Raw genomic sequence first — 16,886 nt, forward strand, 5'->3', positions numbered from 1 at the left:
CGCGCGGCACTTCCAGCCAGCGCGTTCACCACCGCATCCACCATCTCGCCGGCCCTGCATGGTTCAAGAGCGCCTGACAGGAGCTTTCCCGCGTGACCGATACCCAATCCAGGACAATGATCGTGACCGGCGCCGCCTCTGCCGCTGGCCTCGGCTTCGCGACGGCGCGCCTATTGGCTCGCGAGGGCCACATCGTCTATCTCGGCGATCTCGACGGAGACGCTGCGGCAGCGCGCAGCGAGCAACTGCGCGGCCAGGGCCTGAAGGCCACCGGACTGGCGCACGACGTGACGGACGAGAAGGCCTGGGCCGCCCTGATCGAGAGGGTCACGGCCGAAACCGGTCGCATCGACGGGCTGGTCAACAATGCCGGCATCGCCGTGCTGCGCTGGACAGCTGAACTGGACCCGGCGAGCTGGGATCGCCAGATCGACGTCAATCTCAAGAGCGTCTACCTCGGCTGCCGCGCCGTTCTGCCGGTCATGGAGGCGCAACACTCGGGCGCGATCGTCAATCTCTCCTCGGTGGCCGGACTTGTCGGCATTCCGGGGGCTTCGGCCTATGCCGCGAGCAAGGGCGGCGTGCGGCTCTATTCCAAGTCGATCGCGATGGAATTCGCCGACAAGGGCATCCGCGTGAACTCCGTTCACCCCGGCGTGATCTGGACCGACATGCAGAAGGTCGCGATCGAGGACAATCCCGAGCAGTACGACGCGATCAACGCCACGATCCCGATGAAGCGAATGGGCGAACCCGACGATATCGGCCACATGATCAGCTTCCTTCTTTCCGAGCGCGCCAAGTACATCACCGGCGGCGAATTCGTCGTCGATGGCGGCCTGACCGCTCAATGATCCGGCGGCGATGCAGCGCGCAAACGTACCTCGCCTGTACCATGCCGATCGGGCAGCGTTCAGTCCATCATCGCGAACAGTGCCCAGGACAACGCCGTAGCCGCGATGAACAGCGGCCAGGACCAGTAGAAGCTGTGGCCCTCGATGTAGGTGTGCTGGATCGACAGCATGCCGCCCTGCGACCCGTTCGAGCCGATGATCAAAGACACGACCCAGGTCAGCAGAAAGCCGGGAATAAGGCCCTTGAGGAATGTCATGGTGACTACCTGATTGATGTTCGACTGCAGCGGCAGTCTGACAGCGAATGGTTAAGATCACGCTTCGCCGCCGTTTTCCCTCAGTGGAAGTCCCGTGACTTCGGGATCACGCGTACATCGCGGGGATGCCCCCGGGGATAGCCGCAGTCGCGGTTCCCGGGCCCCGGCGGCTGCCACGGTTCTGCCGGCTCGAACGGCGCATCCTGCTCCTTCACCCCCAGTTGCTGCGCGCGGCCGGGCAGCGGATTGTTCACGTGATCGGCGCGGGCGATGGTGGCGGGCAGCAGGTCTTCGGAAAGGCGGTGGAGGTCGTGCGTCGCATCGGCAAGGTGCGCGGCGATCACGTGGATCACCTCGTCGTCGTATTCGACGCGCCCGCGCACTTCCATCAGCCGCGAGCCCATGATGACCTTGCGCTGGCGCTCCATGAGATCCGGCCAAACGACGACATTGGCGACGCCGGTCTCGTCCTCCAGCGTGATGAAGCACACCCCCTTGGCGCTGCCCGGCCGCTGGCGGATGAGCACGACGCCCGCGACCTGCACCATCGCGCGATACTTGCGCGCCCGCAGGTCCGCCGCCCGCACGAAGCCGCGTTCGGCCAGCGAGGCGCGCAGGAATGCCACGGGATGGGCCTTGAGCGACAGGCGCTGGGTCTGGTAGTCGGCCACCACTTCCTCGCTCAGCGGCATCTGCGGCAAGCGCGTGGCGGCTTTCTCGGCCCCCTCGTCGCGCGCGGCGGCGGCGGCGAAAAGCGGCAGGTCGGGCGCGGCGATCAGGCTGCGCGCATCCCACAGGGCCTGACGCCGCGACAGCGCCAGCGAGCCGAAGGCATCGGCCGAGGCAAGCCGTTCGACCAGCGCCGGGGATAGCCCCGCCCGCTCCCGCAAGGCTCCGACATCGGCGAAAGCCCCCTGCTCCTCCCGTGCCGCGACAAGGCGGGCAGCGGCGTGTTCGGGAAAGCCGTCGATCTGGCGCAAACCAAGGCGAAGCGCGATGTGCCGGTCCAACCGGCCCCGATCGTCGGCCCACCCCGCTGCGGCCAAATTCGCCTGCTGCTCACCAGGCCTCGCCCCCCTCTCCCCAGCGGGGTGGGCATCGCCCCCCACCACTTCCAGCGTGCAGTCCCAGTCCGAATGATTGACGTCGGCGGGCAGCACCCTGACGCCGTGCTCGCGCGCATCCCGCACGATCTGTGCCGGGGCATAGAAGCCCATCGGCTGCGAATTGAGCAAGGCGCAGGCGAAGGCCCCCGGGAAGTGGCACTTGAGCCAGCTCGACACGTAGACGAGGTGGGCGAAGCTCGCCGCGTGGCTTTCGGGGAAGCCATATTCGCCGAAGCCCTTGATCTGGTTGAAGCAACGCTCGGAGAAATCGGGATCGTAGCCGCGCGCGATCATCCGGCCGACCATCATGTCCTGCAGTTCCGAAACCATCCCGCGCGAACGGAACGTCGCCATCGCCTTCCTCAGCCGGTTCGCCTCGGCGCTGGTAAACTGCGCGGCATCGAGCGCGATCTTCATCGCCTGCTCCTGGAAGATCGGCACGCCCAGCGTACGCGCGAGGATCGAGGACAACTCGTCGGGCGGACCGTGCTCGGGCCCCGGCGCCGGGATCGCCACGGCCTCCTCGCCGCGGCGGCGCTTGAGGTAGGGATGGACCATGTCGCCCTGGATCGGTCCGGGCCGCACGATCGCCACCTGGATGACCAGATCGTAGAACTCGCGCGGCTTGAGGCGCGGCAGCATGTTCATCTGCGCCCGGCTTTCGACCTGGAACACGCCGAGCGAATCCCCCCGGCGCAGCATCGCGTAAGTCTCCGGATCCTCGCGCGGGACAGTGGCCAGGGTCAGCGGTCTTTCATGATGCTTTTCAAGAAGATCGAGGCACTTCCTGATACAGGTCAGCATCCCCAGAGCCAGGACGTCTACCTTGAGGATGCCCAATGCCTCGATGTCGTCCTTGTCCCATTCGATGAAACTGCGCTCGGGCATGGCGCCATTGCCGATCGGCACGGTTTCGGTCAGCGGTCCCTGCGTGAGGATGAAACCGCCGACGTGCTGCGAGAGATGCCGGGGCATGCCGATCATCTGCTCGGTCAACTTCAGAACGCGTCTGAGGTGCGGATCGGTCAGGTCCATGCCCGTCTCGCGGACATGCTTCTCGCCGATCTCCTTGCCGTAGCCGCCCCACACGGTGCGGGCGAGCGCGCTGGTCACGTCCTCGGACAGGCCCATGGCCTTGCCTACCTCGCGGATCGCCATGCGCGGGCGGTAGTGGATCACCGTCGCGCACAGCCCTGCCCGGTGGCGGCCATAGCGGCGGTAGATGTACTGGATCACTTCCTCGCGCCGCTCGTGCTCGAAATCGACGTCGATGTCGGGCGGCTCCTTGCGCTCCTCGGAAATGAAGCGGTCGAACAGGAGGGCATGCCTGGCCGGATCAACGGCAGTGATCTCCAAGCAGTAGCACACTGCCGAATTGGCTGCCGAGCCGCGTCCCTGACACAGGATTGGCGGGTTCTGATTTCGTGCGAAATCAACGATATCCTTGATAGTCAGGAAGTACCTTGCGAGGTTGAGCTTGCCGATCAGTGCCAGTTCGCGCGCCAGGGTCTCGCGCACGCCTTCGGGCACGCCCGAGGGATAGCGCCGCACCGCGCCCTCCCATGTCAGCCTGTCGAGATGCGCCTGCGGATCGAGGCCGCCGGGGCAGATCTCCTCGGGATATTCGTACTGCAGTTCCTCGAGGCTGAAAGTGCAGGCATCGGCCAGTTCGCGCGCCGCCGTGACGGCATGCGGCCAGCGATCGAACAGGCGCACCATCTCTTCGGGCGATTTCAGGTGGCGTTCGGCATTGGCTTCGAGCGCCCATCCCGCCCGGGCCACGGTCGTCCTGTGGCGAATGGCGGTCATGACGTCCTGCAACGGCCGCCGCTCGGGCATGTGATAGAGCACGTCGTTGGTGGCAAGGATAGACAGGCCATGGGCCTGCGCCATGACGTCAAGCGCCTCGATCCGGGCAATGTCGTCCCCTTTGTGAAAGCGGCAGGCCGCCAGGTGCCGCAGGCCCGGCAGGCGCGCGACCAGATGCGGCAGGAGAACGCAAAGCGGGCCGGTCATCTGCCGCCCGCCATCCCGGTCCGGGCCGAAACCGCACTTCTCCCGATCCTCATCTTCCTCCTCTGCGGGACGGGGAAAAGCGACCACATTGCTTTCCACCGCGATCGTGAGCTGCATGTCCAGATCGCGCGGCGGCACCAGCACGAGATGCACGCCCTGCGCATGGGCGGCGAGCATCTCCAGCGAGATCTCGCACACGCCCTTCTCCTGCCACTGGCCCGAGAGCGTGCCCATGCGCCCTGCGGAAATCAGCTGGCAGAGACGTCCATAACCGGCGCGGTCGGCGGGGTAGGCAAGGAACACCAGCCCTTCGACCGTCTCGATACGGCAACCGATGACGGGCCGCAGCCTGAGCGTATGCGCCTCGGTGTGCAGGCGCACGACGCCCGCCATCGAATTGACGTCGGCAATCCCGAGCGCATCGTAGCCCAGCCTGTAGGCCTCGCTGACCAGATCCGCCGCATCAGAAGCCCCGCGCAGGAACGAAAAGCAGCTTGCCACCCCCAGCTCGACGAAAGGCGCACGCCGGGGCGGCACGACGCTGCCCGGGTCGATCTCGATGCGATGGCGCTCTGGCGTCAGCGGGGCTTCGGGCATGGCGGCGGTCCTAGGCGCAGATGCCCTGGAGGAACCATGCCGGCGTGCCGCCGCGCCCGTCGCCGACCACGCCGCTGCGGTAGATCCAGTAGCGTCGTCCCTGTCCGTCCTCGATGCGGTAATAGTCGCGCAGGCGTGCCGTCCCGCGTTCACGCCACCATTCGGGCGCAATGCGTTCAGGACCTTCGGCGCGAGCGATCTCGTGGACCTGCCCCCGCCAGCGGAACCGCTTGGGCAAGCCGTCCGGGGTCTCGTAAATCACCGCGATCTGTTCGGGCCGATCCAGCATTTTCAATGGCCTGAAGTAGAAATCGAAAGCTCCCTGCGAAGAGGTTTCGCGCTCCAGCGGCCCCTGCCAGCGCTGTGCCCGTTCGGGCAAGTGACTGGCGCGCGGCACCGGGCGGCGCACGGCCTCCTCGCCGAGCCGCACCGAGAGCCGGTCGATACAGGCGGCAAGGCTGGTGCCATGGGCTTCTGCCGCCGCCTCGAAATCCTGCTGGGACAAGGCCAGCGGCTCGCACCAGGGCGCGCGCATGCGGACCAGTTCGATGCCGAAGCCTGCGTCGAGCCCTTCCAGCTTGCGCCCGTAGAGACCGGCGAGATGCTCGGCGTCGCGGCTTGGCGCGGCCAGTTCGAGACGGCGCACCAGGACTTCGCCGTCGACTTTCCACAGCCCGAGCTCAAGCCGGCGCGCGCCCAGCGCTTCCCCCTCAAGCTGGCGGGCCATGTCCTGCGCCAGGTCGGCAACGACACGGTCGAGCAGTTCGCGGTGGCGGATCGGCTCCATCAACCGTCGCTGCACCAGCGGCGCATGGACGACGGTGACCGGCAGCAGCGGTTCGGGCACACGGCCCAGCAACTGATCCATGCGCAGCAGCGGATTGGCGGCAGCCGAGCGGCGATTGCGGAACCGGCGCGAAAGTGCATCGCGCGCCACCCCGCCCAGGTCGCCAAGGCGCTTGAGGCCAAGACGGCGCAGCACCGTGAGCACGTCGTCGTCAAGCCGCAGCGCCGCGACCGGCAAGCCGGACAGGCGCGCGGCGGGATCGTCGTCGGGATGCAGGATCGCCCCGTCCGGACCATGATGCGCCAGCGCCCAGGCCGCCCCGGCGGTCGGCGCGAGAGCCAGGCGCACCGACAGCCGGCGCCGGGCGAAAGCGGCCCGGGCATCGGCCAGCAGTGCCGCCTCGCCGCCGAACAGATGGGCGACGCCGGTAACGTCGACGAGGAGCCCGTCGGGCGGATCGAGCGCGCTCCACGGCCCCCAGCGCATGGCCCAGGCGGCCAGGTTTTCAAGAAAGGCGAGATCGCCCGCCGGGTCCGAAGGCGCGACGGCGAGTTGCGGGCAGAGCGTGCGGGCATCGGCCAGCATCGCGCCCGGCTGGGCCCCGCCGTTCAATCCCGCATCGTTGACCGCGGCAAGGCGCGGCCCATGCGCGGTCTCCGCGATCAACGCCAGCGGCTGTGCATCGGCGCCCTCGCCCGCCGCCAGCCCCTCGGCCAGCCGCCAGCGGTCGAGCGCAAGCTGCCTCAGCCAGATGGCGAGGATCCGGCGGGGCGGGGCGGCATTACCCGCGAGCTTGGACCGGCTGGGCATGGTGGGACGAAAAGCGGGATGGAGCGATGGTCGCGATGCCCCCTGCCCGTTCGGCCACCAACCGGCCGTCATCCCGCAGCACCCAGGTTCCCGGGGGATGGCGACGGGCGCGGAACAGTTCGGCCTGCCAGCTCGGCACGCCGGGCGCCTGCGGGTTCCAGCGCGGTGACGGCGAGGCGCAGGACTGCGCGCGCCAGCGCATGCGGGCGGAGGACAGGTCGGCCCTTGCATCGAGACGGACCAGCCAGAGCGGCACGCCATGACGCTCGGCAGCAAGGCTGAGACGGCGCGAGGCGGTGAAGTCGAGCGCGCGGGGATTGCCGGTCACTTCGCCGAGAACGAAAGCGAAGTCGCGGCAGCGCAGCCCTTCCTCCAGCGCGAAGAGCGCATCTTCTGCGCTGCGGGCGGCGACATGGACGAGGCGATGGCGCAAGGCGCGCGGCAGGCCGGGAAGATAGGGCCGGCCACTGCGCCGGAGCGCCTCGCGGTCCTGCACCCAGAGCCACATGCGATCCTCCTGCGCCTGGGCAGACGCCCCATCGGCGGACCGGGCGGCCATGCGGTCGAGCGCAAGGGCCAGGGCCAGGGCGGCACCGGCGCCTTCATTGCCCGCGGCGAACAGCTCGCCATGGGGGACTTCCCCGGAGACCAGGCCGGGACGCCATGCATCGACCTGCCTTGCAGTGAGGCTGGCGGCAGTGGGAATGGAACTGATTTCGACCATCGAATCGCACCGGGAGCAAATAATGTTCTTATTATGTTCTCATTTGCCGGAGCTGGCAATGGTGCGGGTGTGGACAGCACTGGGGACAAGCCGGGGGATGACTGGGGTAAAACCGGGGCAAAAGCCCAGCACAACCCGGGATAACTTCCCGGCACAGCGAGCGGCAAGCGCGAGGACGGAACGCATTCGCCTCCTCGCGCGAAAAGAAAAGGGGAGCCAAAGCCCCCCTTTCCCTCAATCCGCGATCAGACGCATTACACCGGCGGAACCGGCTGCGGCGGCGCGTCGGGATCTTCCTCGTGCACCTCGATCCTGCCGAGGCCCACGTGGCTCTTGCGATAGCCGTAGGAGAAATAGACCACGAGGCCGATGCCGCCCCAGACCGGCAGCACCATCTTCGCCTCGAACGGCAGGTTGAAGAACAGGCCAAGGCAGCCCAGCACCGCGATCGGCGCGACCACCCACACCAGCGGGGTGCGGAACGGACGATGCCGGTCAGGCTGGGTCTTGCGCAGGATCATCACCGCCAGAGCGACCATGAAGAACGCGAAGAGCGTGCCGGAGTTCGAAATGTCGGCCAGCTGACCGACCGGCAGAAAGGCCGCGAAGAAGGCCACCGCAACACCGGTGATCATCGTCACGATATGCGGGGTCTTCCAGCGCGGATGGATCGACGCGAGCTTCTCGGGCAGCAGGCCGTCGCGGGCCATGACGAAGAAGATGCGGGTCTGGCCGAAGAGCATGATCAGGATGACCGAGGGCAGCGCCAGGAAGGCGGCCACGCCGATAAGGTCACCGATGCGTTCCCAGCCGATCGAGCGCAGGACATGCGCCAGCGCCTCGCGCGAGCAGACCAGCGGCTCGATCGTGCTGGCGGCAATCGCCTGGCACTGCGAGGCCAGCTCGGGCGTGCCGGGTGCAAGGATCTCGCCATTGGGACCGTTGACCGGCTGCGCGCCCAGCGCACCGATCGCACCGGCGGCCACCAGCAGGTAGAACACCGTACAGATGCCCAGGCTGCCGATCAGGCCGATCGGCACGTTGCGCTGCGGGTTCTTGGTTTCCTCGGCCGCGGTCGAGACCGCATCGAAACCGACGTAGGCGAAGAAAATCGAGGCAGCTGCACCGACCGCGCCCAGACCTGCGCCGTGGCCGTTGCCGAACCAGCCGTTGGGCATGAACGGTTCGAAATTGGCGCCCTTCATCACCGGGATCGTCAGGACGATGAAAACCGTCAGCGCCGTCACCTTGATGCCGACGAGGATCGCATTGACCCGCGCGCTTTCGGTCGTGCCGATCATCAGCAGCAGCGTCACCAGCAGCGCAATGACAAGCGCCGGCAGGTTGACGATGCCGCCGGCATAGGGACCGACGATCAGCGCATTGGGCAGCTCGATTCCCCAACTGTGCAGCAGGCCCACGAAATAGCCCGACCAGCCGACCGAGACAGCGCTGGCGGCGACGGCATATTCGAGAATGAGCGCCCAGCCCACCATCCAGGCCAGCAGTTCGCCCATCACCGCATAAGTATACGTATAAGCCGAGCCCGAAACCGGCACCATAGAGGCGATCTCGGAATAGCAGAGCGCCGCCACGCCGCACACGACGGCAGCGATGACGAAAGCCCACATCATCCCGGGCCCCGCTTTCTGCGCGGCCTCCGACGTAAGCACGAAGATACCGGTGCCGATGATGGCGCCGACACCCAGAAGTGTAAGCTGGATGGCACCCAGCGAACGATGTAATGATTTTTTCTCAGCCGTCGCCAGAATGGCGTCTAACGGCTTTACGCGACCGAACATTGCGGTGAACCCCCGGAATTTCCATGGATGGCGCGAAGCTAGCGACATGCTATCGCTTGGCAAGAGCGAAGCGTCTTGGACCTGTTGATTTGTCACGTTACAGTCAAGTCACGGGTCCACGTTGACCGGTCCTTCGCTCATGCAAGTCTCTTTGCCAGACTCGCGTCCGGAGGCTAGAAGCCCTTGCATGTCCACGACCTTCCAGATCGACACCGCGACCAGTCGCGCCACGCCAACCCCCGCGCCGATGAAACGGCTGACGATCCCGGCGATCCGCCGCCGCAAGAAAGACGGCGTGACCGAAGAGCCGATCGTGATGTTGACCGCCTATACCGCACGCCAGGCGCAATTGCTTGACGCTCACTGCGACCTGCTGTTGGTCGGCGACAGCCTCGGCCAGGTCATTTACGGATTGCCCTCCAGCGTGCCGGTGACACTCGACATGATGGCCGCCCACGGTGCCGCGGTCGTGCGCGGCAGCTATCATGCCGCCGTGATCGTCGACATGCCTTTCGGCACTTACGAACAGTCGCCCCAGCAGGCCTTCGAAAGCGCATCGCGCCTGCTCAAGGAAACCGGCTGTGCAGGCGTGAAGCTCGAAGGCGGCGAAGCCATGGCCGAGACGGTCGAATTCCTCTCCAATCGCGGCATCCCGGTGATGGGCCACATCGGGCTGACCCCGCAGGCGGTGAACGTGCTGGGCGGCTACAACGCCCGCGGACGCAGCGACGCGGAAGCTGCGAAGATCGTGAACGACGCCAAGGCGCTCGACAATGCGGGCGCGTTCGCCATCGTCATCGAAGGCGTGGTCGAACCCATTGCCATCGAGGCTACCAAGGCGATCAGCTGTCCCAGCATCGGCATCGGCGGTTCGGCCGAGTGCGACGGGCAGGTCCTCGTCACCGAGGACATGTGCGGCATGTTCGAACGCGTCCCCCGCTTCGTGAAGCGTTATGCCGACATCGCGGGTCTGATCTCGGGCGCTGCCGAGCAATACGCGCAGGAAGTGCGCGCCCGCACGTTCCCCGGAATCGAGCAGACCTACCAGCCCAAGAAGCCCGCCTGACGCGGATTCCTTACCGGCCAGCTCTCCCCTAACCCTCGTCCGGCGTCGACAGCTTGCGCCGCGCGGCGGCTATGAGCGGCGTGTTGCCAAGCATTGCCTGCGCCTTGTCAAGCAGGGCCGTTGCCGTCCCTGCATTGCGCCCGCTCACCGCATAGCTGTAGGCAAGAGCCTGCGTGGCGACGGGGCTGGAGCGCTGCAGGCGATAGGCCGTGCGGGCATCGGCCTGGGCAGCCTCGACATCCCCGGTGTCCGCCTCGATCAAAGCAAGATCGCACAACAGCTGGACGTCGCGCGCGCCGCCATTGTCTCGCAGCCACCTGAGGATGGCGAGCGCCCTTCCGGTATCGCCCTGCGACACGGCCAATCGCGCGGCGGCGCGCAGGGCTTCGCGGTTGGTTGGACTTTCCCGCAGGTAACCTTCCACAAGCTGCTGCGCGCCGCGCATGTCGTGCGCCATCACATAGGCCTCGAAGCGCCGGGCGAAGAGATTAGGGAACATGCGAATCTGCGCCGCTGCCGTATAGCGCGCCTGTGCTGCCTGCGGCCTGCCGAGCGCAAGCTGGACGTCGCCGGCAAGCGAGAGGTTGTCGAAAAAGCCCGGATCGCGGCGCTGCGCCGCTTCGGCCTGCGCTTCGGCCGCCGGCGCTTCCCCGCGGGCCAGCATCGCGCCAATGCCATTGCCCCCTGGAAGCACACGCAGCGCCGCTGTCTGCGGCCTTGCCGCAAGGTCCAGCAGTTCTCCGGCGCGCTGGCGATCCCCCAGAGCCTCGTAAGCGCGCGCGACTACGGTCAGAAGGTAAGGCGAGGCATCGGCGCGGCCGATCTGGTCACGAAAGCGCAAGGTCACGTAGCGGTATTCGCCGCTCAGGTAGATCGACCGGGCGAGCAGTTCCTGTGCCTGCCGATCGTCGGGCCGCATTCGCAGGACCTGTTCGAAAAGTTCCGAGGCCGCCGCCGGATTGCCCACGCCAAGCTCGCTCACCCCGCGCAGCAACAATACGCCCGGCTGCCAGTCCAGCTGATTACCGGTATGCGCAAGCAGACTGCGCGCCAGCTCGTATTTTCCGGCACGCGCTGCCAGGACTGCCTGAAGGTAATACGCGCGCGGGTGCCCCGGGCTGAGCTTGAGCACATGCCGGGTCAGGACGAGGCAATCGCTCGCCCGTCCAAGATCTCCCAGCGTAGCTGCATTTTCGAGCAGCACCGGCACATCGTCCGGCGCCTGCTGGAGCGCCTTCTCGAACCAAGGGAGCGCTGCAAGCAGGCCATGACGGTCGCGGGCAAGCTGGCCGCGAAACTCAAGCGCCCGGACATTGGCGGGATCGAGCTGCAGGGCATGTTCTGCCGCACTTATGGCCAGCCGGTGTTGACCGCTGGCATATCGCAGGCGACCGATCTCGACCCACAGCCCGGCATCGTCGGGCAAGATGGCAAGGGCCCTTTCGAAGGCCTTGCCTGCAGCCGCGTAATCGCCATCCCCCCATTCCAGCCGGGCGAGCGCACGCCACCCCTCGGCAGCGCTTTGCGGCGTGAACGTGCCCGGGGCGAGCCATTCGCGTGCCTTCTGCCGGTTTCCCTGCGCAAGGTAGGCTTCGCCCATGTAGGCCGCGACTTCCATGCGACTCGCGCCGCGATCCAGCGCAGCGCGCAGCTTCGCCTCGCCGTCGATCCCGTCGCCGCGGGCAAGAGCGCCACGCGCCTCCTCGATCAGCGCAGCAGCCGGACTGTCCTCCCCCCATCCCGGCGTCGCCGTGAGGGCAAGCGGCAAGGCGAGCAGGAGCGGCAGCAGCAGCGCAAGCACCGCCCGCTGCCAGCCTCCTGTCCCGCGCCGCTTCGCCGCGAGGAACGGTTCAGGCCTGGAGATCGTACTGCTTGAGCAGGTCATAGAGCGTCGGGCGGCTGATCCCGAGCATCTTGGCGGTGCTGGAGATATTCCCTTCGCTGCGGGCAAGCGCATGGCGGATCACCTTGCGATCGGCCTGCTCGCGCGCGGACTTGAGGTTAAGCGCGTTTATCACTTCCTCGTCCGGTTCGTTGAGGTCGAGATCAGCTGCCGAAACGAGTTTCTCATCGGCCATGATGACAGCGCGCTTCACGCGGTTTTCCAGCTCGCGCACATTGCCCGGCCAGCTCCATGAATCGATCGCGGCCAGCGCGTCGGAGGCAAAGCCGCGCACGCGCGGGTTCATCTCCTTGGCATAGCGATTGAGGAAGGCCTTCCCAAGCAGCGTCGCATCGCCGGGCCGCTCCGCAAGGCTCGGGATCTTCACGACGATCTCCGCAAGGCGGTAATAGAGATCCTCGCGGAAACGCCCATCGGTGATCATCGTCTCCAGGTCCTGGTGCGTAGCGCAGACGATGCGGGTGTCGACCGGGATCGACTCGCGCGAGCCGACCCGCTCGACCACGCGCTCCTGCAGGAAGCGCAGCAGCTTGACCTGCAGCTGGAGCGGAATGTCGCCGACCTCGTCAAGAAACAGCGTGCCCCCGCCGGCCTGCTCGATCTTGCCCGGCGTGGTCTTGACCGCCCCGGTGAAGGCCCCCTTCTCGTGCCCGAACAGCTCGCTCTCGAGCAGGTTTTCGGGAATCGCCGCACAGTTGATCGCCACGAACTCACCCTTGGCGCGATCGCTGGCATCGTGCAGCCCGCGCGCGAGCAGTTCCTTGCCGGTGCCGCTCGCCCCCAGCAGCATGACCGAGACATTGGTATTGGCCACGCGCTCGATCGTGCGGGCGACGCGGATCATTTCCGGTGCGCCGGTGATCATCCGGCCCAATACTTTCTCGTCCTTCTCGACTTTCGCCGCGAGACGGCGGTTTTCCTCCTCCAGCCGGTGAAGCTGCAGGGCGCGGCGCACGATCAGGCCCAGCGCATCGATGTCCACCGGCTTCTGGTAGAAGTCGTAGGCTCCGCGCGCGATCGCCTGCAGCGCGGATTCGCGGGCATTGTGGCCGCTGGCGACAATCACCTTGGTATCGGGCTTGAGCGCCATGATCTCATCGAGGACGGCAAAACCCTCGCTCACCCCGTCAGGGTCCGGCGGCAGGCCGAGGTCGAGCGTGACGACATCGGGCATTTCCGAGCGCAGCAGCGCCAGGGCCGACTGGCGGTCTCCGGCGATCAGCACGTCGAAGTCCTCATAGGCCCATTTCAGCTGGGCCTGGAGGCCTGCATCGTCCTCCACGATCAGGAGCTTGGGAAGCACCTTGCTACGGGCGTCGGTCATCAGGCTACCCTTTGGTCCTTTTTGGCGATGTTGTCATAGATGTCCTGGGCTGCGGCGAGCGGCACGCGCACCACGAAGCGCGAGCCGAGGCCTTCGCGCGATTCCACTTCGAGACGGCCGCGCATCGCGCGCACCAGTTCGCGGGCTTCGAAGGCGCCAATGCCGAAGCCGCCGTTCTTGGTCGATACGAAGGGCTTGAACAGCCGGTTGCGGACGAACTCCGCGCTCATGCCGCAGCCGGCATCGAGCACTTCGAAACGGGCATTGAGGCCGTCCGCACTTACCGCGAGGAAAACCGGGCTGTCGGGGCCACTGGCATCGAGACCGTTCTGGATGAGGTGGACGAGAACCTGCTCGAGAGAATGACGATTGCCGTTCACGATCAGGTCGTGCCTTTCCGCGACGACCACCTGCGGATCGTCTTTGAAGCGCTGGGCGACGGCATCGATCACGTCGAGTACCGGAACCTGTTCCAGCTTCTCCACCGCACCGTTGCCGTAGCGCGAAAGGCGGGCGATCAGGGCGTTCAGCTTCTCGGAGGAATTGCGCAGGGTGACGAGCATGTCGTCGCGGAATTCCTTCTTGTGGGCATGAAGCTCGGCATTGCGCGCCAGAAGGCTGAACTGGCTGGCAAGGTTCTTGATGTCGTGCATCACGAAGGCGATGCGGCGGTGGAAGTCCTCGAAGCGGCTGGATTCCGCGAGCGCTTCCTGGCTCGAATTCTCGGCAAGATAACTGGCAACCTGCTGGCCGATAACACGCAGGAGGTCGAAGTCTTCCCAGTCGAACTTGCGCACGATCTGCGGCCGCGCCAGCACGACCATGCCGACGAGGCGCTCGTAGTGGACCAGCGGCACCAGCGCCCAGGCACGGCGATCCTCGAGCAGCCACTGCGGCACGATGATGCCCGGGCTGGTGGAATCGTCATCGGCACGAATGTCGTCGAGATCGGTGATGTAGCCCGTGCGTTCGAAGACCTCGAGCGCGCGCAACGGCATTGCCTCTGCGGGCACTTCGATCTCCGCCCAGTTCCATCGCGAGGCCAGCGTCAATTCGCCTTGCTCGCCCGGCGCAAGCAGGAGACCGGCAGGACTGTCGGTTACATCGGCAATCGACTGGACGACGCGCTCACCCAGCGGCTTGGCTTCAAGACCGCTGCTGCCGATGGTGCGGGTAAAGCGCAGCCATTCCTCGCGATAATCGTAGCGGTGCTGGAAGAAATGCTTGGTCAGGGTAACCTTGAACCAGCCGCGCACGCGGCGCGACGGCAGGACGACCAGCGCAAAGGCACTCGCCAGTGTCAGGAAGGTCAGTTCGATCAGGCGTGCAAAATCGCCTCCGGCATAGGACAGCCACTGCGCCACCGACACCATCGCCACGAGATAGACGCCGATGACGAGCAATGAGAAAGTCTGGAAAGTGACCGCACGCGAAGGCTTGAGGCGCAGTTCGTCACGGTTGCGCGCGATGGCCAGCAAAAAGGCCCCGGCAATCGCCAGCGCGGCCACTCCGCGGAAGGCCGCAATCTCAAGCGGCCAATCCCCGCCGAGGTAGGCGATCGTGTAGAGGTTGAGGTCGAAGGCCCAGAGAAAGGCGAGGCCGGATGCCGGCCAGCGCAGTCCCGGCCGGGTCTCCCGCGAAGCACCGGCGTAGAGATTGTGCACGAGCACCAGTCCGCCGACCGTCACCAGAAGGCGGAACAGGACATTGGATTCGAACGCGACGCGAAGGAAAGCACCCTCGAACGAGGCCCGCGTCAGCGCCGCATCCACACCAAGGTGCAGAAGTTCGACGAAGGCCAGCGCCAGGATCACCGGACGGATCGGTGCAAGACTGGCGTGACGCCCGTCACTGGCGAAGAAACGGTAGATGACGAAAAGCCAGCCCAGGTTACGGGCACTTTCAGCCAGCGAAGGCAGGAGGACAAGGCGTCCGGTCATCGCCGAGGCGATTGCGAGGCACCACGCCGCCGTCAGGAACAGGGCGACGACGACCGGGCCGCCGACATTGCCGAAGCGCTCACGCCTCGGCCACAGCCAGATCGCCAGGCTCGCCACCGCGATGGCGCCCGAAAGGTCGAGCCCGATGCCCAGAAGCGGCCAGAACCAGTCGCCACCCGTCATCAGCGCGCTCCTTCATGCCAGAGGACGACGCGCAGGGTCTGGAGAATGATCAGCAGGTCGAGGAACGGCGTGTAGTTCTTCGCGTAGTAGAGATCGTATTCCAGTTTGTTGCGCGAATCCTCGATCGAGGCGCCATAGGGATAATTTATCTGAGCCCAGCCGGTGATGCCGGGCTTCACCATGTGGCGCTCGGCATAGAAGGGGAGCTGCTCCTCGAGATCGGCGACGAATTCGGGCCGTTCGGGGCGCGGGCCCACGAAGCTCATCTCGCCCTTGAGGACGGTCCAGGCCTGCGGCAGTTCGTCGATGCGGGTCAGGCGGATGAACTTGCCCACGCGGGTGACGCGCGGATCGTCCTTGGAGGCCCACTGGGCGCCCGCCGCCTCGGCATCCGTGCGCATCGAGCGCAGTTTGATGACGTTGAACGACTGGCCGAACAGGCCGACGCGCGACTGGCGGTAAAAGGCAGGTCCCTTGCTGTCGATCTTCACGATTATCGCGAAGAGCACGATCACCGGCGCTGTCAGCGTCAGCAGCAGGGCGCTTGCGCCGATGTCGAACAGGCGCTTGGCCGCACTGGAGATCATCCGGCCCGAAGAGAAGCCGTCCGAAAAGATCAGCCAGCTCGGATTGACCGTATCGAGATCGACGCGCCCGGTCTCGCGCTCGAGGAAACTGGAGAACTCGTTGACGTGAACGCCCGCCGTCTTGATCCGCAGCAGGTCCTTGAGCGGCAGGGCATTACGCCTTTCCTCCAGCGCCAGCACGACTTCGCTCACCCCCAGGTTCTCGACGTAGCGGGTGAGATTGTGGATGGCGCCGCGGGCGATGGCTTCCTCGACGACGGGATGCGCCTCGCTCATGGCAATGTAGCCGACGATGACAAAGCCGCTCTCCGGACGCTCGCCCAGTTGGCGCAGGCGCTGGGCGCGGGCCCCTGCCCCGAGGACGAGAACGCGGCGTCGAAAGGCCGAAGTACCGAGGATACCGCTCAGAAGCAGGCGGTTGAGAATCAGCAGCAGGATCGCAATGCCCATCGAATAGGCCAATGTCGAACGCCAGAAATGCTGTCCGGCCGCCAGAAAATCGACGAAGGACAGCGCGATCACGCCCAGCGAGATCGCCACCAGCAGGCGCGCGGCAGCAAAGCGCATCGAGCGCAGGGCATCGGTGCCGTAGACTCCCACCGAGATCATCGAAAGCACGAGGACTGCAGCGAATGCGCCGTGCGGCAGCAGGCGATCGCCGAAGTCTCCGGCGTCCATACCGATCTGTCCTGCGCGCACACGCCACGAAATTTCATTCGCGCTGACGAGCAGCGCGACATCGACGAGCCAAAGCAGCACGACGGAATGCGGGATGTAATGTTTAAAAAGACGAATCATCGTCGCATCGAACCACTCTCAAAGGCCGAACGGGGGGCTTCGAGAGCCTTGACTAAGGCAAAGGCGTAAAATGTCGGTAAAACTGACAGTGGCCGACAATCGAATGCACGTCGGCGGCGCCGAGTTTCTTGC

General features: G+C 66.0%; 11 protein-coding genes. 2 read left to right on the forward strand and 9 right to left on the reverse strand.

From position 1 onward, the window contains the following. Positions 1 to 116 precede the first annotated feature (116 nt). Positions 117 to 854, forward strand: coding sequence for an SDR family NAD(P)-dependent oxidoreductase (locus tag J3474_RS12525; RefSeq protein WP_207094781.1), 738 nt, complete (start codon positions 117 to 119; stop codon positions 852 to 854). 59 nt (positions 855 to 913) lie between these two features. Here the strand turns inward: J3474_RS12525 and J3474_RS12530 are convergent, their stop codons facing one another. The 5 genes from J3474_RS12530 to J3474_RS12550 form a co-directional block, all read right to left on the reverse strand. Beyond that, entirely contained in the window at positions 914 to 1,111 is a 198-nt protein-coding gene (locus tag J3474_RS12530; RefSeq protein ID WP_007011081.1) for a hypothetical protein, read from the reverse strand. 80 nt (positions 1,112 to 1,191) lie between these two features. Further along, positions 1,192 to 4,830, reverse strand: coding sequence for an error-prone DNA polymerase (locus J3474_RS12535; RefSeq protein ID WP_207094427.1), 3,639 nt, complete (start codon positions 4,828 to 4,830; stop codon positions 1,192 to 1,194). A 10-nt stretch (positions 4,831 to 4,840) separates the two neighbouring features. Further along, entirely contained in the window at positions 4,841 to 6,427 is a 1,587-nt protein-coding gene (locus J3474_RS12540; protein ID WP_207094428.1) for a DUF6504 family protein, read from the reverse strand. Next, positions 6,399 to 7,151, reverse strand: coding sequence for a hypothetical protein (locus tag J3474_RS12545; RefSeq protein WP_242528387.1), 753 nt, complete (start codon positions 7,149 to 7,151; stop codon positions 6,399 to 6,401). Before J3474_RS12545 ends, J3474_RS12540 begins: the two co-directional genes overlap by 29 nt. Positions 7,152 to 7,405: 254 nt before the next feature. Continuing rightward, entirely contained in the window at positions 7,406 to 8,953 is a 1,548-nt protein-coding gene (locus J3474_RS12550) for an amino acid permease (RefSeq protein WP_041558947.1), read from the reverse strand. Between the two features lie 187 nt (positions 8,954 to 9,140). Here J3474_RS12550 and panB point away from each other — a divergent pair, with 187 nt between their 5' ends. After that, positions 9,141 to 10,019 carry a 3-methyl-2-oxobutanoate hydroxymethyltransferase gene (gene panB, locus J3474_RS12555; protein WP_207094429.1) on the forward strand — a complete coding sequence of 293 codons (879 nt, stop codon included), beginning with the start codon at positions 9,141 to 9,143 and terminating at the stop codon, positions 10,017 to 10,019. 28 nt (positions 10,020 to 10,047) lie between these two features. Here panB and J3474_RS12560 read toward each other — a convergent pair whose 3' ends face one another. Genes J3474_RS12560 through J3474_RS12575 form a run of 4 tightly spaced genes read right to left on the reverse strand, consistent with a single transcriptional unit; the run spans position 10,048 to position 16,754 of the window. After that, a complete protein-coding gene (locus J3474_RS12560; protein ID WP_242528388.1) occupies positions 10,048 to 11,904 on the reverse strand; it encodes a tetratricopeptide repeat protein in 1,857 nt (618 codons plus the stop codon). Beyond that, positions 11,870 to 13,246: a PEP-CTERM-box response regulator transcription factor gene (gene prsR, locus J3474_RS12565; protein WP_038576613.1), complete on the reverse strand. Its 1,377-nt coding sequence runs from the start codon at positions 13,244 to 13,246 to the stop codon at positions 11,870 to 11,872. Before prsR ends, J3474_RS12560 begins: the two co-directional genes overlap by 35 nt. Further along, positions 13,246 to 15,369: an XrtA/PEP-CTERM system histidine kinase PrsK gene (gene prsK, locus J3474_RS12570; RefSeq protein WP_207094430.1), complete on the reverse strand. Its 2,124-nt coding sequence runs from the start codon at positions 15,367 to 15,369 to the stop codon at positions 13,246 to 13,248. The genes prsR and prsK overlap by 1 nt, the downstream gene beginning before the upstream one ends. Beyond that, the gene (locus tag J3474_RS12575) at positions 15,369 to 16,754 is read right to left on the reverse strand and encodes a TIGR03013 family XrtA/PEP-CTERM system glycosyltransferase (RefSeq protein ID WP_007011090.1); all 1,386 of its coding nucleotides are present in this window, start codon (positions 16,752 to 16,754) and stop codon (positions 15,369 to 15,371) included. The genes prsK and J3474_RS12575 overlap by 1 nt, the downstream gene beginning before the upstream one ends. Positions 16,755 to 16,886: the final 132 nt, after the last annotated feature.

The sequence above is a fragment of the Novosphingobium sp. PY1 genome, from assembly GCF_017312445.1.
In the GTDB taxonomy this organism is placed as follows: Bacteria; Pseudomonadota; Alphaproteobacteria; order Sphingomonadales; family Sphingomonadaceae; genus Novosphingobium.

Coding starts and splice junctions, on each gene's coding strand:
- J3474_RS12525 (WP_207094781.1), top strand. CDS start 117: ATGATCGTGACCGGCGCCGCCTCTGCCGCTGGCCTCGGCTTCGCGACG.
- J3474_RS12530 (WP_007011081.1), bottom strand. CDS start 1,111: ATGACATTCCTCAAGGGCCTTATTCCCGGCTTTCTGCTGACCTGGGTC.
- J3474_RS12535 (WP_207094427.1), bottom strand. CDS start 4,830: ATGCCCGAAGCCCCGCTGACGCCAGAGCGCCATCGCATCGAGATCGAC.
- J3474_RS12540 (WP_207094428.1), bottom strand. CDS start 6,427: ATGCCCAGCCGGTCCAAGCTCGCGGGTAATGCCGCCCCGCCCCGCCGG.
- J3474_RS12545 (WP_242528387.1), bottom strand. CDS start 7,151: ATGGTCGAAATCAGTTCCATTCCCACTGCCGCCAGCCTCACTGCAAGG.
- J3474_RS12550 (WP_041558947.1), bottom strand. CDS start 8,953: ATGTTCGGTCGCGTAAAGCCGTTAGACGCCATTCTGGCGACGGCTGAG.
- panB (WP_207094429.1), top strand. CDS start 9,141: ATGTCCACGACCTTCCAGATCGACACCGCGACCAGTCGCGCCACGCCA.
- J3474_RS12560 (WP_242528388.1), bottom strand. CDS start 11,904: ATGACCTGCTCAAGCAGTACGATCTCCAGGCCTGAACCGTTCCTCGCG.
- prsR (WP_038576613.1), bottom strand. CDS start 13,246: ATGACCGACGCCCGTAGCAAGGTGCTTCCCAAGCTCCTGATCGTGGAG.
- prsK (WP_207094430.1), bottom strand. CDS start 15,369: ATGACGGGTGGCGACTGGTTCTGGCCGCTTCTGGGCATCGGGCTCGAC.
- J3474_RS12575 (WP_007011090.1), bottom strand. CDS start 16,754: ATGATTCGTCTTTTTAAACATTACATCCCGCATTCCGTCGTGCTGCTT.